At 69.0% G+C, this 19,895-nt stretch carries 19 protein-coding genes; 13 read left to right on the top strand and 6 right to left on the bottom strand.

Annotation, left to right across the window (positions count from 1 at the left end; translation table 11 throughout):
• Positions 1–98: 98 nt before the first annotated feature.
• The 4 genes from ykgO to nrdE all read left to right on the top strand — a co-directional run bounded on the left by ykgO (position 99) and on the right by nrdE (position 3,649).
• On the top strand, positions 99–221 hold the full coding sequence (ykgO, locus tag B140_RS0110710) for a type B 50S ribosomal protein L36 (protein ID WP_005288826.1): 123 nt from the start codon (positions 99–101) through the stop codon (positions 219–221).
• A gap of 437 nt (positions 222–658) precedes the next feature.
• Positions 659–892 (top strand): glutaredoxin-like protein NrdH, encoded by a 234-nt coding sequence (nrdH, locus tag B140_RS0110705; RefSeq protein WP_026166248.1) that lies wholly within the window; start codon positions 659–661, stop codon positions 890–892.
• Between the two features lie 79 nt (positions 893–971).
• The gene (nrdI, locus tag B140_RS0110700) at positions 972–1,412 is read left to right on the top strand and encodes a class Ib ribonucleoside-diphosphate reductase assembly flavoprotein NrdI (RefSeq protein ID WP_018119351.1); all 441 of its coding nucleotides are present in this window, start codon (positions 972–974) and stop codon (positions 1,410–1,412) included.
• Between the two features lie 80 nt (positions 1,413–1,492).
• On the top strand, positions 1,493–3,649 hold the full coding sequence (nrdE, locus tag B140_RS0110695; RefSeq protein ID WP_018119350.1) for a class 1b ribonucleoside-diphosphate reductase subunit alpha: 2,157 nt from the start codon (positions 1,493–1,495) through the stop codon (positions 3,647–3,649).
• Positions 3,650–3,754: 105 nt separating this feature from the next.
• On the opposite strand, the gene B140_RS0110690 is transcribed toward nrdE, so the two are convergent.
• Positions 3,755–4,249: a ferritin gene (locus tag B140_RS0110690; RefSeq protein WP_018119349.1), complete on the bottom strand. Its 495-nt coding sequence runs from the start codon at positions 4,247–4,249 to the stop codon at positions 3,755–3,757.
• Positions 4,250–4,421: 172 nt separating this feature from the next.
• On the opposite strand from B140_RS0110690, the gene nrdF reads away from it, so the two are divergent.
• The 3 genes from nrdF (at position 4,422) to serB (ending at position 8,849) form a co-directional block, all read left to right on the top strand.
• Complete coding sequence (gene nrdF / locus B140_RS0110685; RefSeq protein WP_018119348.1) at positions 4,422–5,420, top strand: class 1b ribonucleoside-diphosphate reductase subunit beta; 999 nt, start codon at positions 4,422–4,424, stop codon at positions 5,418–5,420.
• A gap of 359 nt (positions 5,421–5,779) precedes the next feature.
• Entirely contained in the window at positions 5,780–7,477 is a 1,698-nt protein-coding gene (ctaD, locus tag B140_RS0110680) for an aa3-type cytochrome oxidase subunit I (RefSeq protein WP_026166247.1), read from the top strand.
• Positions 7,478–7,562: 85 nt separating this feature from the next.
• Positions 7,563–8,849 (top strand): phosphoserine phosphatase SerB, encoded by a 1,287-nt coding sequence (gene serB / locus B140_RS0110675; RefSeq protein ID WP_018119346.1) that lies wholly within the window; start codon positions 7,563–7,565, stop codon positions 8,847–8,849.
• Between the two features lie 26 nt (positions 8,850–8,875).
• Here serB and B140_RS0110670 read toward each other — a convergent pair whose 3' ends face one another.
• The 3 genes from B140_RS0110670 to B140_RS0110660 all read right to left on the bottom strand — a co-directional run bounded on the left by B140_RS0110670 (position 8,876) and on the right by B140_RS0110660 (position 13,691).
• Entirely contained in the window at positions 8,876–10,843 is a 1,968-nt protein-coding gene (locus tag B140_RS0110670; RefSeq protein ID WP_026166246.1) for an ATP-dependent DNA helicase, read from the bottom strand.
• A gap of 6 nt (positions 10,844–10,849) precedes the next feature.
• The gene (locus tag B140_RS12630; protein ID WP_018119344.1) at positions 10,850–12,184 is read right to left on the bottom strand and encodes a PepSY-associated TM helix domain-containing protein; all 1,335 of its coding nucleotides are present in this window, start codon (positions 12,182–12,184) and stop codon (positions 10,850–10,852) included.
• A 154-nt stretch (positions 12,185–12,338) separates the two neighbouring features.
• A complete protein-coding gene (locus B140_RS0110660) occupies positions 12,339–13,691 on the bottom strand; it encodes a nicotinate phosphoribosyltransferase (RefSeq protein WP_018119343.1) in 1,353 nt (450 codons plus the stop codon).
• A 105-nt stretch (positions 13,692–13,796) separates the two neighbouring features.
• Here B140_RS0110660 and clpS point away from each other — a divergent pair, with 105 nt between their 5' ends.
• Genes clpS through B140_RS0110640 form a run of 4 tightly spaced genes read left to right on the top strand, consistent with a single transcriptional unit; the run spans position 13,797 to position 16,258 of the window.
• On the top strand, positions 13,797–14,114 hold the full coding sequence (gene clpS / locus B140_RS0110655) for an ATP-dependent Clp protease adapter ClpS (RefSeq protein ID WP_026166244.1): 318 nt from the start codon (positions 13,797–13,799) through the stop codon (positions 14,112–14,114).
• Positions 14,115–14,148: 34 nt separating this feature from the next.
• Complete coding sequence (locus tag B140_RS0110650) at positions 14,149–14,706, top strand: DUF2017 domain-containing protein (RefSeq protein WP_026166243.1); 558 nt, start codon at positions 14,149–14,151, stop codon at positions 14,704–14,706.
• The gene (locus tag B140_RS0110645) at positions 14,703–15,644 is read left to right on the top strand and encodes a P1 family peptidase (protein WP_040426499.1); all 942 of its coding nucleotides are present in this window, start codon (positions 14,703–14,705) and stop codon (positions 15,642–15,644) included. The genes B140_RS0110650 and B140_RS0110645 overlap by 4 nt, the downstream gene beginning before the upstream one ends.
• Positions 15,641–16,258 carry a rhomboid family intramembrane serine protease gene (locus B140_RS0110640; protein WP_018119339.1) on the top strand — a complete coding sequence of 206 codons (618 nt, stop codon included), beginning with the start codon at positions 15,641–15,643 and terminating at the stop codon, positions 16,256–16,258. The genes B140_RS0110645 and B140_RS0110640 overlap by 4 nt, the downstream gene beginning before the upstream one ends.
• A 25-nt stretch (positions 16,259–16,283) precedes the next feature.
• On the opposite strand, the gene B140_RS0110635 is transcribed toward B140_RS0110640, so the two are convergent.
• The gene (locus B140_RS0110635; RefSeq protein WP_018119338.1) at positions 16,284–17,237 is read right to left on the bottom strand and encodes an aldo/keto reductase; all 954 of its coding nucleotides are present in this window, start codon (positions 17,235–17,237) and stop codon (positions 16,284–16,286) included.
• 149 nt (positions 17,238–17,386) lie between these two features.
• On the opposite strand from B140_RS0110635, the gene murI reads away from it, so the two are divergent.
• Positions 17,387–18,220 carry a glutamate racemase gene (gene murI / locus B140_RS0110630; RefSeq protein ID WP_018119337.1) on the top strand — a complete coding sequence of 278 codons (834 nt, stop codon included), beginning with the start codon at positions 17,387–17,389 and terminating at the stop codon, positions 18,218–18,220.
• Here the strand turns inward: murI and B140_RS12625 are convergent.
• Positions 18,194–19,354: an MFS transporter gene (locus B140_RS12625; protein ID WP_018119336.1), complete on the bottom strand. Its 1,161-nt coding sequence runs from the start codon at positions 19,352–19,354 to the stop codon at positions 18,194–18,196. The two genes, murI and B140_RS12625, sit on opposite strands and share 27 nt — an antisense overlap.
• Positions 19,355–19,503: 149 nt before the next feature.
• Between B140_RS12625 and B140_RS0110620 the strand changes: the two genes are divergently transcribed.
• Complete coding sequence (locus B140_RS0110620) at positions 19,504–19,779, top strand: hypothetical protein (RefSeq protein WP_169332540.1); 276 nt, start codon at positions 19,504–19,506, stop codon at positions 19,777–19,779.
• The last annotated feature ends 116 nt before the right edge of the window (positions 19,780–19,895 follow it).

The following is a 19,895-nucleotide window of genomic DNA, read 5'->3' as shown; positions in this document are numbered from 1 at the left end:
TCTCCGTGTCATGGCCGTGCTTGCCGTGCTTCCGGGCGCTTGCTCCCGGGATGAGGTGGCGGCCACAGGAAAGTAGCGCATACAGGAAGGAGCGCCCGATGAAGGTCCGCAAGTCGCTTCGGTCGCTGAAGAACAAGCCGGGCGCCCAGGTTGTGCGTCGCCACGGTAAGGTCTACGTGATTAACAAGAAGGATCCTCGCTTCAAGGCTCGTCAGGGCTAATTGTTGCGACGCGCCTGGGCTGCGTCCAGGTACCAAGCCGCTCGTCCCGGATGGGGGCGGGCGGCTTTTTTCGTGCCCTCCCCGTGTCCGGTTCGTGCCCGGTTCGCGCACGGGGAGGGGAGTGGCGTGCCGTGCACGGAGCTTGTTGGGAGGCGTTTGTCACTACTTTCGGGGCGCTTCGGGGGAAAGCCCAGGTGGCACATCGCGGCGGCGTCATTCCGGGCGGGGGTGGTGCGGGCGGCCTTTCAATATGTGGGGTCGCGCCCCCCGCCCAACTGGGAATATCAGGGTTGTAACTACTATATATTGTGCTCCTTGCGGAAAATAACCACAAAGTATAGTGTCGTTCCATGTCGCCGGGACCACGGCGCGATTGAGTCAAAGAGCAGTATCATCGGCCCGCATGGCGGACCGTACGAGCGTAAGTTGAGGACACTATGGCTATCACCGTGTACACCAAGCCCGCCTGCATGCAGTGCAACGCCACCAAGAAGGCACTGGACCGCGCCGGCCTGGATTACACGCTCGTGGACATCTCCCTGGACGAGGAGGCCCGCGACTACGTGCTCGCCCTGGGGTACCTCCAGGCCCCCGTGGTGGAGGTCGGCGGCGAGCACTGGTCGGGCTTCCGCCCCGAGCGCATCCGCGCCCTCGTCGCCCAGGTGGCCTAGCCATCCCGCCGTGCGCGTCCTGGCCACCCTATGCGGTGGCCTTCTCTTTATCGTTCTTAGGGAAGGAAGGGGAGCGGAAGTGCTCGTGGTGTACTTCTCCTCGGCTACGGAAAACACCCACCGATTCGTGCGCAAGCTGGGATTCCCCGCGCAGCGCATCCCGCTGCGCCGCACCGACCCGCCGCTGCGCGTGGATCGCCCCTACGTGCTCGTGTGCCCCACCTACGGGGGAGGGGCCTCGATCAGCCGCCAGAACGTCCGCCCGGTGCCCGCGCAGGTGATCCGCTTCCTCAACGACGAGCACAATCGCTCGCTCATCCGCGCGGTGGTATCCAGCGGAAACACCAACTTTGGCGCCGATTACGGCAAGGCGGGCGAGGTCATCGCCGCCAAGTGCAAGGTGCCCTACGTGTATCGTTTTGAGTTGCTGGGCACCCCGGAGGACGTGACGATCCTCCGCGAGGGACTGCTCCGCAACGCCGAGGCGCTGGGCCTGGAGGCCCCGCTGGGCGCGGCATAACAGAACACGCGCCGCCGATGGGCGGGCGCACATAACTCGATAAACCCATATCCCTGCGTTTTTGTGAAAGGCCCCCAGTAGTGACCGATAAGGGAAAGACCGTGGCCGAGCCGGTGGCACCGGCGGAGCAGACCGATTACCACGCGCTCAACGCGCTGCTGAACCTCTACGACCCGGAGGGCAGGATCCAGTTCGATAAGGACCGCGACGCCGCCAAGCAGTTCTTCCTTCAGCACGTCAACCAGAACACCGTCTACTTCCACGACCTGCGCGAGAAGCTGGACTACCTGGTGGAGAACAAGTACTACGACCCCGAGGTGCTGGCCCGGTACGACTTCGAGTTTGTCAAGGAGCTGTTCAAGCGCGCCTACGGATTCAAGTTCCGCTTCAGCACCTTCCTGGGGGCGTACAAGTACTACACCTCCTACACCCTCAAGACCTTCGACGGGCGCCGCTACCTGGAGCGCTTCGAGGATCGCGTGTCCATGGTGGCCCTGGCGCTGGCCGACGGCGACGAGTCCCTGGCCGAGCACCTGGTGGACGAGATCATGTCCGGCCGCTTCCAGCCGGCCACCCCCACCTTCCTCAACGAGGGCAAGGCCCAGCGCGGGGAGCCGGTGTCCTGCTTCCTGCTGCGCATCGAGGACAACATGGAGTCCATCGGGCGCTCCATCAACTCCGCGCTGCAGCTTTCCAAGCGCGGCGGCGGCGTGGCGCTGCTGCTGAGCAACCTGCGCGAAGCGGGCGCGCCGATCAAGCACATCGAGAACCAGTCCTCCGGCGTGATCCCCGTGATGAAGCTGCTGGAGGATTCCTTCTCCTACGCCAACCAGCTCGGCGCGCGCCAGGGCGCGGGCGCGGTGTACCTCAACGCCCACCACCCGGACATCCTGAGCTTCCTGGACACCAAGCGCGAGAACGCCGACGAGAAGATCCGCATCAAGACGCTCTCCCTGGGCGTGGTGATCCCGGACATCACCTTCGAGCTGGCCAAGCGCAACGACGACATGTACCTGTTCTCCCCCTACGACGTGGAGCGGGTCTACGGCAAGCCCTTCGCGGACGTCTCCATCACCGAGCTGTACGACGAGATGGTGGAGGACCCCCGGATCCGCAAGACCAAGATCAACGCCCGGCAGTTCTTCCAGACCCTCGCGGAGATCCAGTTCGAGTCCGGCTACCCCTACATCATGTTCGAGGACACGGCCAACGCCGCCAACCCCATCGCGGGCCGGGTGAACATGTCCAACCTGTGCTCCGAGATCCTCCAGGTCAATAGCCCGTCTACCTTCAACGCGGACCTGAGCTACGACGTGGTGGGGGATGACATCTCCTGCAACCTCGGCTCGCTCAACATCGCCATGACGATGGACTCCCCGGACTTTGCCAGCACCGTGGAGACGGCGATCCGCGGCCTGACGGCGGTGTCCAGCCAGACGGCCATCGACTCCGTGCCCTCCATCCGTAAGGGCAACGACGCCGCCCACGCCATCGGCCTGGGGCAGATGAACCTGCACGGCTACCTCGGCCGCGAGCACATCCGCTACGGCTCCGAGGAGGGCCTGGACTTCACCAACGCCTACTTCGCGGCGGTGCTGTACGCGGCGCTGCGCGCGTCGAACAAGATCGCCCGCGAGCGCGGCGAGGCCTTCGAGGGCTTCGAGGACTCCCAGTACGCCGACGGCTCCTACTTCGACCGCTTTGACCCGGCCGAGTTCCAGCCCACCACGCCCAGGGTCAAGGAGATCTTCGAGGCCTCCTCCGCGCACATCCCCACCGCGCAGGACTGGGCGGACCTCAAGGCGGCGGTGATGAAGGACGGCATCTACAACCGCTACCTGCAGGCGGTGCCGCCCACGGGCTCCATCTCATACATCAACAACTCCACCTCCTCGATTCACCCGATCGCCTCCAAGATCGAGATCCGCAAGGAGGGCAAGATCGGGCGGGTGTACTACCCGGCCCCGCACATGGACAACGAGAACCTGGAGTTCTTCGAGGACGCCTACGACATCGGCTACGAGAAGATCATCGACACCTACGCGGTGGCCACCCGCTACGTGGATCAGGGGCTTTCCCTCACGCTCTTCTTCAAGGACACGGTGACCACCCGCGACATCAACCGGGCGCAGATCTACGCCTGGCGCAAGGGCATCAAGACGCTGTACTACATCCGCCTGCGTCAGGTGGCCCTGGAGGGCACCGAGGTGGAGGGCTGCGTGAGCTGCATGCTCTAGGAGTGCCCGCGTCTATTCCTTATATATAAGGAATAGACGGAAAAAGCGCCTGCCCCTCGCCGCGTGCGGTGGGGGACAGGCGCTTCGTTTCGTTCTGCCTGAGCTTTACTCCCCGCGGGAGCCCAGCTCGGCGTCGATACGCAGGATGCCGGAGCCGTCGGTGCCGGCCAGCTCCAGGCGATCGAGGATCTCGGAGACGGTGGACTCCTCCTCGATCTGCTCGTCCAGGAACCAGTCGATCATCGGGCGGGAATCCCAGTCCTGCACCTCGGCCTGCAGTGCGGCGAGGTTGCGGATGGAGGCGGAGACCTTGCGCTCGTGCTCCAGGGACGCCTCGAAGGCCTCCTTGGCGTTGGAGACGGAGAGCTTGGGCGTGGGGATGTCCTGGATCTGGGGCACGTAGCCGCGATCCAGAAGGTGCTGGGCGAAGCGCTCGGCGTGCTCCAGCTCCTCGTCGTGCTGCTTCTTCATCCAGTCGCGCATGCCGCTCAGGCCCATGTCGTCGAGGACGTAGGAGAGCTGCAGGTAGATGAGGGAGGCCTCGATCTCCATCGTGACCTGCTCGTTGAATGCCTTTGCCAGTTTGTCGTTGATAGCCATGATTCAGAGAATAGACCGATGAATGGAGCCTGTCATCTGAGGTAAGGCGAATAAATGTGAGGTTAGCCGAAGATGGGCGTGGGCCCGCAGACGCGCGCGGTAGGGTAGAGGAAGCGCGCGTGAGGGGCGCGGAATAACACGGAAGTAACACGAAATTTTTGGAGGTCACCGCATGGCTCCGCAGCCGGAATCCTACGAGGAATACCTGGTCAGCCACGCTAAGCCCGTGCAGGCAATCAACTGGAACGAGATCCCCGACGAGAAGGACCTTGAGGTGTGGGATCGCCTCACGGGCAACTTCTGGCTGCCGGAGAAGATCCCGGTGTCCAACGACATCAAGAGCTGGAGCACCCTCAACGAGCTCGAGCGCCAGACCACCATGCGCGTGTTTACCGGGCTGACGCTGCTGGACACCATCCAGGGCACCGTGGGGGCGGTGTCCCTGCTGCCCGACGCCGTCTCCCCCCACGAGGAGGCGGTGCTCACCAACATCGCTTTCATGGAGTCCGTGCATGCCAAGAGCTACTCCAACATCTTCATGACGCTGGCCTCCACCCCGGAGATCAACGACGCCTTCCGGTGGTCGGAGGAGAACGAGAACCTCCAGCGCAAGGCCAAGATCGTGCTCTCCTACTACGAGGGCTCGGACCCGCTGAAGCGCAAGGTGGCCTCCACGCTGCTGGAGTCCTTCCTCTTCTACTCCGGCTTCTACCTCCCGATGTATTGGTCCTCCCACGCCAAGCTGACCAACACCGCCGACATTATCCGCCTCATCATCCGGGACGAGGCGGTGCACGGCTACTACATCGGCTACAAGTATCAGCAGGCCGTGCGCGCCTCGGAGCAGCAGCGCCGCGACGAGCTCAAGGAATACACCTTCGACCTGCTCTACGACCTCTACGACAACGAAAGCCAGTACACCGAGGACCTCTACGACGGCCTGGGCTGGACCGAGGACGTCAAGCGGTTCCTGCGGTACAACGCCAACAAGGCCCTGAACAACCTCGGCTACGAGGGGCTCTTCCCGGCGGACGAGACCCGCGTTTCCCCGGCCATCCTCTCCGCGCTGTCCCCGAACGCCGACGAGAACCACGATTTCTTCTCCGGCTCCGGCTCCTCCTACGTGATCGGCAAGGCGGAGAACACCACGGACGACGACTGGGATTTCTAGGGCCCGCCCGGCGGTGGGCGCGCCGGGGAGAGGGGACGAATCAACCTAAAGGTTGATTCACACTGGGGGTAGTTTCGCGGGGCGGGCCCGCGCGCCGGTGGGGCGGCGGGGCCTCCCGCGGTGTGTAAAAGGTCACTGTCCGTGCGGGCGCGACGGCCTCGGGGGTGCCACGGCTACCTGCGTGGGGCTGGGGCGATGCTGGCATGGCTGGCAGCGGCCCGGGAAAAATCCACGTTGCGCGGGGTTTTGGGGCCAGTGTGACGGCTGGAAAATGTGCTTGCGCGTGATTTACTATGAAGCGGTAGAAAACTTGGATAACCCTGTGTTCCCGAGGGTTGTCTCATAGTCAGGAGGATCGAATGACTGCTGTGGCACCGCGGCTCGACAATTACGTCGAACCCGTCCGTCCCGCGCCAACAGGCAATGCCCGCAAGGGCTCCAAGATGTGGAAGCTGCTGACCACCACCGACCACAAAGAACTGGGCATCATGTACATCATCATGTCCATGGTGTGGTTCTTCGTGGGCGGCCTGATGGCGCTGCTCATCCGCGCGGAGCTGTTTACGCCGGGTCTGCAGTACCTGTCCAACGAGCAGTTCAACCAGCTGTTCACCATGCACGGCACCATCATGCTGCTGGCCTTTGGTACGCCCATCGTGTGGGGCTTTGCCAACTACGCGCTGCCGCTGCAGATCGGCGCCCCGGACGTGGCCTTCCCGCGCCTGAACTCCTTCGGCTTCTGGATCACCCAGGTGGGCATCGTGGCCATGCTCGCCGGGTTCATCACCCCCGGCGGTGCGGCGGACTTCGGCTGGACCATGTACTCCCCGCTGTCGGACGCCATCCACACCCCGGGCGTGGGCGCGGACTTCTGGATCGTGGGCGTGGGCGCCACCGGCGTGGGCACCGTGGCCTCCGCGATCAACATGGTCACCACCATCCTGTGCATGCGCGCACCGGGCATGACCATGTTCCGCATGCCGATCTTCTCGTGGAACATCTTCGTCGCTTCGGTCATCGCGCTGCTGATCTTCCCGCTCCTCCTGGCGGCGGCCCTGGGAATCCTCTACGACCGCAAGCTCGGCGGCCACATCTACGATCCCGCTAACGGCGGCTCCATCCTGTGGCAGCACCTCTTCTGGTTCTTCGGCCACCCCGAGGTGTACGTGCTGGCCCTGCCGTTCTTCGGCATCGTCTCCGAGGTCATCCCCGTGTTCTCCCGCAAGCCGATGTTCGGCTACGTGGGCCTGGTCTTTGCCACCCTGTCCATCGGCGCGCTGTCCATGGCCGTGTGGGCGCACCACATGTTCGTCACCGGCGCGGTGCTACTGCCCTTCTTCTCCTTCATGACCTTCCTGATCTCCGTGCCCACCGGCGTGAAGTTCTTCAACTGGACGGGCACCATGTGGAAGGGCCACATCACCTGGGAGACCCCGATGGTGTGGGCCGTGGGCTTCATCTCCACCTTCCTCTTCGGCGGCCTCACCGGCATCATGCTGGCCTCCCCGCCGCTGGACTTCCAGCTCTCCGAGTCCTACTTCCTCATCGCGCACTTCCACTACACCCTCTTCGGCACCCTGGTGTTTGCCTCCTTCGCGGGCATCTACTTCTGGTTCCCGAAGATGACGGGCCGCATGCTGGACGAGCGCCTGGGCAAGATCCACTTCTGGATCACCTTCGTGGGCTTCCACGGCACCTTCATGGTGCAGCACTGGCTGGGCAACATGGGCATGCCCCGCCGCTACGCGGACTACCTGGACACCGACGGCTTCACCACGCTGAACCAGGTCTCCACGATCTTCTCCTTCCTGCTGGGCTGCTCCGTGCTTCCCTTCATCTGGAACGTGTTCAAGTCCTGGCGCTACGGCGAGGTCGTCACGGTGGACGATCCCTGGGGCTACGGCAACTCCCTGGAGTGGGCTACCTCCTGCCCGCCCCCGCGCCACAACTTCGTCTCCCTGCCGCGTATCCGCTCCGAGCGCCCCGCGTTCGAGCTGCACTACCCGCACATGGTGGAGCGCATGCGCAGCGAGGCCCACACGGGCGGCGGACACTAATTCCCGCCTAGCGCCTGCTGACTAAATACCAAAAGCTCCCTCCGTTTAACCCCGGAGGGAGCTTTTGGTATGCAAGAATGAAGCGATGGAGAAGAAACCCACCAGTACCCGGTTGGACACCGCTCCGGCGGTGATTACCGTGACCGGCCCCAACCGCCCCGGAGTATCGGCAGCCTTCTTTCAGGTCCTGGCCGCCCGGAGTATCCGGCTCCTCGACGTGGAGCAGTCAGACTTCCGGGGCCGCCTCTCCCTCGCGGCCTTCGTGGATCTACCGAGCGCTGAGCTCCCGGGCGCGGCGGGGGAGGGGCTGGAGGACGAGCTGAACCGGGCGCTGGCCCCGCTGTGTCAGAGCGTGAGCGTGGAAAGGAGCGCCGAGGAGATCGCCGGGCGCCCCCGCTCCACGCACGCCGTGGTGGTGCTGGGGCACCGCGTCTCCGCCGGGGACGTCTCCGCCGTGGGCCGCGTGATGGCGGACCACGGGGCGAACATCGACCGCATCCGGGGCATCTCCGACTACCCGGTCACCGGCCTGGAGTTCTCCATCACGGTGGGGGACTCCTCCCCGGAGGCGGTGGCCGCCCTGCGCACGGCGCTGGCGGAGCGCACGGCGGAGCTGGGGGTGGACGTGGCGATGGAGCGCGCCGGTCTGGCCCGCCGCTCCAAGCGCCTGGTCTGCTTCGACTGCGACTCCACCCTCATCACCGGGGAGGTCATCGAGATGCTCGCGGCCCACGCGGGCCGGGAGGCGGAGGTGGCGCGCGTGACGGAGCGTGCCATGCGCGGGGAGATCGACTTCGAGGAGTCGCTGCGCGAGCGCGTGGCCGCCCTGCGCGGCCTGGACGAGTCGGTTCTCGACGAGGTTGCCCGGGACATCGTGCTCAGCCCGGGGGCGCGCACCACGGTGCGCACCCTCAAGCGCATGGGGTACACGGTGGCGGTGGTCTCCGGCGGCTTCACGCAGGTGCTCGAGGACCTGGCGGAGAGCCTGGGCGTGGACTACGTGCGGGCCAACACCCTGGAGATCGCGGACGGCAAGCTCACCGGGCGGGTGATCGGGCAGATCGTGGATCGCGCGGCCAAGGCGCGCTTCCTCCGCGACTTCGCGGAGGAGAATCACATCGCCATGGATCAGACCGTGGCGGTGGGCGACGGCGCGAACGACATCGACATGATCTCCGCCGCGGGCCTGGGCATCGCCTTTAACGCCAAGCCCGCGCTGCGCGAGGTGGCCGATACGGCGGTGACGCACCCCTTCCTCGACGAGGTGCTACACATCCTGGGCATTCCCCGGGACGAGGTCGAGGCCGCCGAGCGGGAGGCAGGAACCTACCGCCGCGTGCCGCTGGGCGAGGGCCCGGAAGGGCGCGGCTAGGGCGGGGCGGGACAGCGGTCACCGCGTCAGGAGGCCACCAGGCGGCGCAGCGCGCCGCGCACCTTCTGCCCGTCGCTCGTGGGCCAAAACGGCGGCATGGAGGCGCGCAGGAACCCCCCGTAGCGCTTGGTGACGATGCGCCGGTCGAGCACCGCCACCACGCCCCGGTCCTCCACGGAGCGCAGCAGGCGGCCCGCGCCCTGCGCCAGCAGCAGGGCCGCGTGGGTGGCGGCGATCTCCATGAAGCCGTTGCGGCCCTCGGCGTCGGCGGCCTCCTTGCGGGCCTGGAGCAGGGGGTCGTCGGGCCGGGGGAAGGGGATGCGGTCGATGAGCACCAGGCTGCACGAGCGCCCGGGCACGTCCACCCCCTGCCAGAGGGTGAGGGTGCCAAAGAGGCAGGTGTTCTCGTTGCGGGCGAAGGACTCCACCAGGGCGCCCGTGCTGTCCTCGCCCTGGACGAGGATGTCGAAGGGCAGGCGGGGCCGCAGCTTTTCCGCCGCCGTCTGGGCGGCCCGCCGCGAGGAGAACAGCCCCAGGGTGCGGCCCCCGGCGGCGGTGATGAGGTCCGCCATCTCGTCGAGGGACTCGGGCGAGGGGCCGTCGCGCCCGGGGTCGGGCAGGGCGGTGGGCACGTACATGATCCCGGAGCGCCGGGGGTCGAAGGGGGTGCCCACGTCCACGCCGTCCCAGGTTCCCTTGGGCAGGCCCCAGGACGCGGCGAGGGCCTCGAAGTTGCCGCCCACGGAGAGGGTAGCGGAGGTGAGTACCACGGTGTTCTCCGCGAAGAGCCGGGTGTGCAGCAGCCCCGCCACGGAGAGGGGTGCCACCGTGAGGGAGGCGCCCCGCCGCTCGTCCACGGTGAGCCAGACGACGTCGGTCTGCTGCCCGGGGTCGGAGGTCTCAAAGACCTCCAGCATGCGCACGAGGGCGTCGTGCAGCTCCAGGAGGTGGGCGGAGAGGTTGTGCCGCTCGGCAAAGGTCTCCGGGGCGTTGGTGGATTCCCCCTCGGGGGCCTTGGCGATGCGGGAGCGGGTGGCCCAGATCTCGTCGCGCAACCCCACCAGCAGGCTGCGGGTGTGATCGTCCACGCCGGTCCACCGCCCCGCCGGCAGCGCGGGCACGTGGTCGTCCCAGGCGTTTGCGGCCTCGATGAGCTTGGCCTCCTGCCCGTCCGCCCCGAGCTTGCCCGCCCGCTTGGCGGCCAGGTGCAGCGCGGCGGGGGTGATGTGGTCGGTGGCCACGGCGGTGATACGCCCGTCCAGCTCGTGCGCCTCGTCCACGATCACCACCTCGTGCTCGGGGAGCACGGGGGCGTCCGAGAGGGCGTCGATGGCCAGCAGGGCGTGGTTGGTGACCACCACGTCCACGTTGCGGGTGGCCTGGCGGGCCAGCTCCGCGAAGCACTCCTCGCCGTGCGGGCAGCGGGTGGCCCCCACGCACTCGGTGGCGGAGACGGAGACGTGGCGCCAGGCCTGGTCCGGCACGCCGGGGTCGAGGTCGTCGCGGTCGCCGGTCTCGGTCTCCTGCGCCCAGTCCGTGACCCGGCGGATGTGGCGGCCCAGCCAGCCCAGGTCCTCCTCGCCCAGCAGGGCCTCCTGCTCCTCGGGCTCCTCGCGGGCGATCTTGTTGAGGCACAGGTAGTTGGAGCGGCCCTTCTGGATGGCAAAGGTGGGGCGGTGCTCCAGCAGGGGCTCCAGGGCGTCCGCCAGGCGCGGAAGGTCCCGGTTGACGAGCTGGCGCTGCAGGGCGATGGTGGCGGTGGAGACGATCACGGTGCCCCCGGTGGCCTGGGCGTGGCGCAGCGCGGGCACCAGGTAGGCCAGGGACTTGCCGGTGCCTGTCCCCGCCTGCACCGCCAGGTGGCGCTCCCGCTCCATCGCGGAGGACACCGCCCGGGCCATGCGCACCTGCCCCTCGCGCCGGGCCCCGCCGAGGGCGGCAACGGCGGCGTCGAGCAGGTCATCGGTGGCGGGACTCAGCGGGGCATCGGGCATGGTCACTCAGTGTAGCGGGCGGGTGCGACGCCTCCGGAATGCGCGGTAGAGGGCGTCGGCGGCCAGGAAGGCCAGCACGCTGAGGCCGAAGTAGGGCGCGAGCACCCCGTAGACCGCCATGACGAGCAGGAAGCAGACCAGCGCGGGGCGCGGCACGGTCTCCCAACTGCGCGGCGCGGGCAGCCTCCCGAAGGACGAGCCCTTGCCACGCCGCCACCACATCGCGTAGCCGAGCACCACGGCGGCGAGCAGCCCCAGGGCCAGGGCCGCCAGAGCTACCTGGTTGAGCAGGCCGAACAGGCTGCCCACGTGGGAGCGGATGAGCCACTCGGTGAGCTGCGCGGGCAGCGGCCAGGAGGAGAAGGGCACCGAGTCCACCACGGCGCCCGTGGCCCCGTCTACCGAGACGGCGTCGTAGCGGAACACCCACGGCTGCGCGGCGGATTCCGTGACTGACCACACGTTCCCCTCCTCGGGGACCACCATGTCCAGCACGCCCGTGAGCCCGGACTCCCGAGCCCCGGCCAGGGCGGCGTCCGCGCCCGCGTCCCCGGCGGGGTTGCCGGAGGCCACGGAAGCAACGGCGACCTCCGGAGTGGGCGGGCGCCAGTCCAGGTGCGTGCGCAGGTCCCCGATGGTGCCGCCCGCCGTGGCGGACCAGGTGAGCCCCGTCAGGGTGAGGAACAGGAAGCCGGGCACGCACGCGAGGCCCACCAGGGAGTGCCAGCGCCGGGGGCGGTTCTTCTGGGAGACGGAGCGCCGCCAGCGCTGCACCAGCAGGAACAGGCCGGTCAGGGCCATAGCCCCGAGCCAGGAGGCGGCCATCTCCGAGTAGAAGCGCCCGGGCTCCCCCATCCAGAGGTTGGAGTGGCCCTGGTCGATCAGGGTGCGCAGCGGCAGGGAGCCGAAGGAGGCGTACTGGGGCATGTCCCCCACCACCTCGGCGGTCACGGGATCCACGAACACCGCCTGCTTGTAGGCGGAGTTGGGCAGGGAGGGATCGGCAAAGAGCACGCGGATGGTGGCGTCCGCGCGCTCGTCCACCTGCACCCCCGCCAGGTCGAGGTCCGGGTGAACCTCCCGGGCGGCGGCGATGGCGCGGGAGACCGGGATGCGCTCCCCGGTGGCGGAGGTGGTCAGCGCGTCCCGGTAGACGATCTGCTCCAGGGAGGGAGAGAGCGCGTACAGCAGGCCCGTCAGCGCCGCGACCACGAGGAAGGGGGCCACGAGCACGCCCGCCCAGCTATGCATGCGGTACAGCGTGGGGCGCAGCGTGCCGCCGCGCGCTCGCGGCGCGGCCGGGGGAGAGGGGTGTTCGGGGGAATCCGTGGGAGTGCTCATGCCCTAGAGGTCGGCGCGCGCCCCCTGCGGGTTCCTGCGGCGCGCGCCGGGCCCGCCCCGATCTACCCCCGGCGAAAGTTCCCGACGCCGCGTCAGATCACAGCGAGCGGGTCGCGGCGGGTGGGGCGTGGCGGCGCGGATCGCCGCCGGGAGGCTAGGCCGGGGAGGGAAAGCCCACGAAGCGGGTGGGCACCACGGGCTCGTCGCGGGACAGCGCCAGGCCCTCCCACGGCAGGGTGATGAGCTGCTCGGCCAGGAAGGAGCGGGACTCCTCCAGGGTGGGCAGGCCGGGTACCACCGCGCCGTCGCGCATGAGCGGGATGGTCAGGGGGCGGGAACGGACGTTGCCCAGGTCCGGGTCCTCGGCGTGGAAGGGCAGCACGACCTCCTCGATGGCGGTGCCGGTGGAGCGGTGGGTGCGCAGCGCGCGCTTGGCGCCCCCGGTCATGGCCTTGCCCCGGGAGCGCTTGGCCACCGGGTGCCCCTCCACGTCCACGAGCTTGTACACCATGCCGGGGGTGGGGGCGCCGGAGCCGGTGACCACGGAGGTGCCCACGCCGAAGGAATCCACCGGGTCGCCGCGCAGGCCCGCGATGGTGAACTCGTCGAGGTCGGAGGAGACCACGATCTTGGTGTTGTAGGCCCCCAGCTCGTCGAGCTGCTTGCGCACGCGGTGGGTCATCACGCCGAGGTCGCCGGAGTCGATGCGCACGGCCCCGAGATCGGTGCCCGCCACCTCGATCGCGGTGCGCACGCCCTGCGTGATGTCGTAGGTATCCACCAGCAGCGTGGTGTCCGTGCCCAGGGCCTCCACCTGGGCACGGAAGGCGGCGGCCTCGTTGGGCTGGCCGTCGGCGTCGATGTGCAGCAGCGTCCAGGAGTGCGCCGAGGTGCCCGAGGCGGGGATGCCGTAGCGCTGCGAGGCCTCAAGGTTGGAGGTGGCGCTGAAGCCGCCCAGGTAGGCGGCGCGGGAGGCGGAGACCGCCGCGTACTCGTGGGTGCGCCGCGAGCCCATCTCCAGGATCGGGCGGCCGTCGGCCGCCGTGACCATGCGGGCGGCGGCGGAGGCCACGGCGGAGTCCGCGTTCATGATGGAGAGGATGACCGTCTCCAGGATCACGCACTCCCCGAAGGTGCCGCGCAGGGTGAGGATGGGGGAATACGGGAAGTACAGCTCGCCCTCCCGGTAGCCGTCGATGTGCCCGGAGAAGCGGAAGGTGCGCAGGTAATCCAGGGTCTCCTCGTTGAGGAAGTCCAGGTGGGCGAGCTGCTCCTCGGTAAAGATGAAGTCCGAGACGGCCTCGAGCACGCGGGCGGTGCCGGCCACCACCCCGTAGCGGCGCTCGTTGGGCAGGCGCCGGGCAAAGACCTCGAAGGCGCACTGGCGGTGCGCGGTGCCGTCCAGCAGGGCGGCCTGGAGCATGGTCAGCTCGTATTTATCGGTGAGCAGGGAGGTGGACCGCTGGCGGGGAAGGGCGGTACCGGGGGTGTTCGTCGTTATCACCATCACTATCTTAGTCCCGCCCGCCCCCGCGCCCCATAGTTTTTGAGGAATGAAAGGGGCCGGGGCGCGGCCTCGCGCCGCGATGAGGCGTTGACTAGGCTGTGTGGCATGAATTGTCCCGTTGCCATGAGTTCCCCGATGGCCGTGCCCGAATTGGATGAGGAGATCCAGGTCGACGTGGCCGCCTCGGAGAACCTGCCCTGGGTGTGCGTGGTGTGGGACGATCCCGTCAACCTGATGAGCTACGTGGCCTACGTGTTCCAGACCGTGCTGGGCTACGACCGCAAGCGCGCCACCGAGCTGATGATGCAGGTGCACACCGAGGGCAAGGCGGCGGTCTCCGCCGGCGAGCGCGACAAGGTCGAGGCGGACGTGAAGAAGCTCCAGGTGGCGGGCCTGTGGGCGACGATGCAGCAGGCCGGCTAACCGCCCCGGCCACGCGAGGAGTAGGTACCACCCCATGCAGCAATGGCGCAGGAAGAAGAGCCTCATGCGGGCGCCGAAGTATTCCACGGTGCTCGACCCGATGGAGCGCGAGGTGCTGGGCAACCTGGCCTCGGCGGTCTCCGAGGCGCTGATCGAGAGGGTGCGCTCCGCGCCCAAGGACGAGCTGGCCGAGCTGACCGGCATGGCCGCGGGCCACAAGGAGGCCCCCGAGGACCCCGCGCTGGCCCGGCTGCTGCCGGACTTCCAGCGCGCGGGCGACGAGGAGTTCGAGGGGGACGCCTCCCTGCTGCGCTCGCTCCACGAGAACGACATCGTGCGCGCCAAGCTGGACAACCTCCAGGAGGTGGTGCAGGCCCTGGGCCCGGACGGCTCGGTGAACGTCACCCTGGAGGAGCCCCAGGCGCACCGCTGGCTGGCGGCGGTCAACGACCTGCGCCTGTACGTGGCCGCGGGCGCCCAGGACCCTGCCCAGGACGGGGCGCCGGACGCGGTGCCGGACACCGAGCGCCTGGTGGAATGGCTGGCCTACCACCAGGATTCCTTGTTGGACGCGATGATGGGAGAGCGATGAGCGGTGAGTTGACCGATGTTCCCGGCCTGGCCGTGGGCCATCACGGCATGGAGAGCACGGGGGTGACCGTGATCCGCGTGCTGGACGCCGACGGCGCCCTGGCCGCCGTGGACGTGCGCGGCGGCGGGCCCGGCACCCGGGAGACGGACCTGCTCGATCCGCACAACACCGTGGAGCGGGTGCACGCGATCACGCTGGCGGGAGGCTCGGCCTTTGGTCTGGCGGCCGCGGACGGCGTGATGCGCGGCCTGGCCCAGCGCAAGGTGGGTTTCCTCGCGACCAAGGACATCCGTATACCCATCGTGCCGGGCGCGGTGATCTTCGACCTGCTCGTGGGCAAGCAGACCCTGCCGGGGGCCGCGCAGGGAGTGGAGGCGCTCAAGGACTCCTACCGGGTGGCCTCGCAGCGGCGCAGCGGTAGCGTGGGCGCGGGCTGCGGCGCGATGGCCGGGCGCCTGCGCGGGGGCGTGGGGCAGGCCGCCATCGGGGTGGGGGACTACCGCGTGTCCGCCCTGGTGGTGGCCAACCCCGTGGGCGAGGCCGTCAACCCCGAGGACGGAACCCTGTGGGGCGATCCCTCCGCGCGGGTGGACGCCGATGCCTTCTCCAAGCTCAGGGCCCCGGCGGGCGCGCTGAACACCACCATCGGGGTCATCGCCACGGACGCCCCGGTGACGGCGGCCCAGGCCAAGCGCCTGGCGATCTCCGGGCACGACGGCATCGCCCGGGCCGTGCGCCCGGCGCACCTGCCGATGGACGGCGACACCCTCTTCGCGCTCTCCACCGCCTGGCAGCCGCTGGGCGTGGAGACGCGCGTGCTGGCGCACCTGTGCGCGGGCGCCGCGCACGCGGTGCAGGCCGCGATCGTGGACGCCGTGCGCAGCGCCGCCCCCGGCGGGGACCTCGGGGTCACCGCCTACTCGGAGATCCGCGCATGAGGGCGGGCTCCCGGCTGGCCTCCGGATTGGGCTTTGGCGCCGCCTACGTGGTGGCGATCTGGGCGGTGCACGCGATCAACGTCCTGCTCTTTGACCACACCCTCTTTGCCCTCGGCGTGCACCCGCGCGACGTGTCCAGCCTGTGGCACATCTTCACCGCCCCGCTGGTGCACGGGGACTCCACCCACCTGATGTCCAACACGGTGCCGGGCGCGATCTTTAGCTTCCTCATCGGGGTCACGGGCCCGCGCACCTGGTGGGAGGTCACCGGCATCGTGGTGGTCTGCGCGGGCCTGGGCATGTGGCTCACCGGCGGGGTGGGCACCACCCACATCGGGGCCTCCGGCCTGGTCTACGGCTGGCTCTCCTATCTGGTGGTGCGGGGCCTGTTCAACCGCAGCCTGCGCCAGATCCTGCTGGGGGTGGTGCTCGGCTCGGCGTACTCGTACCTGATCTGGGGGGTGCTGCCGGGAACGGCCGGGGTGTCCTGGCAGGGGCACCTCTTCGGGGCCCTGGGCGGAATCCTGGCGGCGATGGTGATTACCTCGGACGACCCGCAGCCGCGCGCGGAGGCCAGGGACCGGGAGGTAGCGCCCCGCCCGGTCCAGCCCTAGGAGCGGCCCCGGTGCGGGGGCCTGCTCAGGCGAAGGGCTGGGAGGCGGCGTCGAGCTGCGTCACCTCGGAGGGGGAGAGCGCCGTCTCGGCCACCGCCATGAGGTCGGGGAGCTGCTCGGGGCGGGACGCCGAGGCCAGGGGCGCGGCCACCCCCTTGGCGCGCAGCCAGGCCAGCGCGATGGTGGCCGGGGCGGCGTCGTGCAGCGCGGCCAGGCGCTCCAGGGTGTCCAGCACGCCGCGCACCTCCTCGGTGAGCAGCCCGGCGGTGGCGGACTCGCGGGCGGTCCCGGCGGCGTCCTCGGGGCGGCGGAACTTGCCCGTGAGCACCCCGGAGGCCAGGGAATAGTAGGGGAACACCGAGGCGTGGTACTCGCGGGCCAGCGGGCGCAGCGCCTGCTCGTAGTGGCGGCGGTGCAGCAGGTTGTAGTGCGGCTGGATCGCCACCGGGGCCGCCTCGGTGCCGCGCGCGGCGCTAAGGAAGGAGCGCATGCGCTGCGGGGAGTAGTTGGACAGGCCGATGTAGCGCGCGTGGCCGCGCTTGACCAGGTCGCAGCAGGCCGCCACCTGTTCCTCGACGGGCACGTCCTCGTCGTCGAAGTGCAGGTAGAGCAGGTCGATGGTCTCGGTGCGCAGGCGGTCCAGGCTGGCACAGGCGGCGGCGAGGATGTCCGCCGAGCGCAGCCCGGAGTGAGGCTCCAGGCATCCCACCTTGGTGGCGATGACCATCTCCTCGCGCCGGTGGGCGGGCAGCGCGCCCAACCAGGAGCCCAGGATCGCCTCGGACTCCCCGCCCCGGTTGCCCGGGACCCAGGCCGAGTAGACGTCCGCGGTGTCGATGAAGTTCCCTCCGCCGTGGGCGTAGGCGTCCAGGATCGCGTGGCTGGCGGCCTCGTCCGCCGTCCAGCCGAAGGTATTGCCGCCCAGGTTGAGGGGGAATACGCGGAGATCGGTGCCGGGGAGGGCAACGGTGTGGCTCATGGGTGCGCCTTTCCAAGCGACGAAAAAGTCTCTCTGAGCGATGGTAGGCGCTTCCGCGGGCCGACGCCGCGAGCTGAGGCCGACGACTGCCGGCGGGGCCGCTGCCGGCGAGGCCATGTCGCGCGGCCCGGGGCGTAGGATTAACCGGCGTGGATACGGATACCTCAGTACGCAACGCCCCCATTGGCGTGTTCGACTCCGGCCTCGGCGGCCTGACCGTGGCGCGCACCATGATGGACCAATTGCCCCACGAGTCCATCATCTACATCGGAGACACCGCCCACGGCCCCTACGGGCCCCTGCCCATCGCGCAGGTGCGCAGCCACGCCACGCGCATCGCGGACGATCTGGTGGAGCGCGGCTGCAAGATGCTGGTGATCGCCTGCAACACGGCGTCCGCCTCCTTTCTCCACGACGCCCGGGAGCGCTACGACGTCCCCGTGATCGAGGTGATCCACCCCGCCGTGCGCCGCGCCATGGCCACCACCCGCAACGGGCGGATCGGGGTGATCGGCACCCAGGGCACCATCAACTCCGGCGCCTACCAGGATCTCTTTTCCATCAACCCCGGCGTGCGCGTCACCGCCCAGGCCTGCCCGGAGTTCGTCCCCTTCGTGGAAAAGGGAGTGACCTCCGGACCGGAGATCCTCGAGGTGGCCCGCGAGTACCTGGCCCCGCTGCGGGAGCAGGAGGTGGACACCCTGGTGCTGGGCTGCACCCACTACCCGCTGCTCTCCGCCGTGATCCAGCTTGCCATCGGGGACAACGTGGCCCTGGTCTCCTCCGCTGAGGAGGCCACCAAGGACGTGCTCAAGGCGCTCTCTCAGCGCGACCTCCTGGCCACTGGTGCGGGGTCGGCCGAGCCGGGGATCCCGGTGCGCCGCTTCGAGACCACCGGGGACCCGGAGCTGTTCGCCCGGCTCGCCAGCCGCTTCCTGGGGCCGGGCGCGGGCGACCTAGACTCCGGAACCACGCAGGCGTGAGAGCGCGAAGGCGGCGGTGAGCACCCCCTGGGGGAGGACCACCGCCCACAGGAGGGCCGTGGCAGTGCCGGGGTGCAGCGCGCCGAGCAGGGCCGAGTACAGCGCCCCGGAGGCCATCTGGAGGAAAAAGAAGAACCCCGCCGTGAGCCCGGCGTACTCCACGTCCAGCCCCAGCAGCCCGGCCTGGGCGTAGGGGATGACGGCGCCCACGCCCACGAAGGCGAGCGCGAGGCACAGCACCAGCGCCGGGGGAGGCAGCATCAGGTAGGCGGCGCCCACCGTGGCCGCCAGCCCCGCCGCCCCGAGGCGGACGGCCCGGGCCACCGCCGCGCCCACCGAGGCGGCGCGCTTGACCATCACGCTGCCCGCCAGGTACCCCAGCGCGGGCACGGCCATGAGCGCGCCGTAGGCGAGGGCGGACTGCCCCAGGTGATGCTGCAGCAGGGTGCTGGAGGACTGGATGAAGCCAAAGTACGTCATCCACACCAGGCAGATGCAGCAGGCGTACCAACGAAAGCCCCGGTCGTGGAGGGCCTGCGCGAGGGCGCGGCCCACCTCGCCCGGCGAGGGCAGCGCGGGGCTCTCCGGCGGGGCGGGCCTCAGCGCGAGCTCGATGGCGGGGATCAGCGCCAGGGCGAAGGCCGAGGTGAGCAGGAAGAGCGCGCGCCAGGGGGCGAACTGCGCGAGCACGCCCCCGGCCAGGGGAGACAGCGCCGGGGTGAGCGAGATGACCATGGACATGGAGGCCAGCACGCCCACGCGGGCGCTCGCGGGGTAGTGGCGCTGCACGATGATCCGGCACAGCACCGTGGCGGAGGTGCCGCCGAGGGCCTGGAGGAAGCGCCCCGCCCCCAGCGCCGCGACGCTGGGGGCCACGGCCGCGAGCAGCCCGCCGAGGGCGAAGAGCGCGAGGCCGAGGGACTGCAGGCGGCGGGCGTCGAAGCGATCCGCCAGGGTGCCGGAGGCGAACATGCTCAGGGCGTAGCCCGCCATGTAGGCGGTGAGGGTGGCCTCCACCTGGCCCAGCGGCGCGCCGAGGTCGGCGGCGATGGTGGAGTTGGCGGGGTTGACCAGGGACAGCCCCAGCTGCGGGGCCATGACGATGAGCAGCAGTATCCAGGTGCGGTTGTGCATGGGGCTCCTCGGATTTTCGTTCACTGTATAGAAAACCCTACCCGGGGGTGGCTCGCGGTGCATGGGGGCATACTGGGGGCGTCGTGTTTTGGCCGGACAGTGCCTCCGGCGGGGCGGCGAGTGACGCGAATGATGCGAGCGTGGTGAGCATGGAGGAAAAGTCCCTCCCGGAAAGGCTGGACGAAAGAATCAAGGAGACCGGGGAGTGGTTGAATTTCTATGAGGTCATGGAGATCTTCGAGGAGGGTTGCTGTCCTCCCACCGTCGATCAGGTCGAGGAGGCCGTGCGGCACACTCTTTCCAACGGCCGGATACGGATACAGACGATGCGGGTAGATCCCCCTTTTGAGTGGTATCCGCAGGACACCCCCGGGGAAGATCGCCCGCGACATGATGCACGAAAAACGGCGGCAACCTGGAGCTGAACATGTTTTCCTGCGTCGTGGATGCCATTCCCGGCGTGAGTAGATAGCGGCGCGGTAAGGCCGGGGCTCCCTGAGCGCGTAGAGCGTCGGAGAACCCCGGCCTTGGTGCCGGTGCT

It is taken from the genome of Corynebacterium mastitidis DSM 44356 (assembly GCF_000375365.1).
GTDB classification, from domain to species: Bacteria; Actinomycetota; Actinomycetes; order Mycobacteriales; family Mycobacteriaceae; genus Corynebacterium; species Corynebacterium mastitidis.
This window is presented reverse-complemented; position numbering and strand designations above follow the sequence as displayed.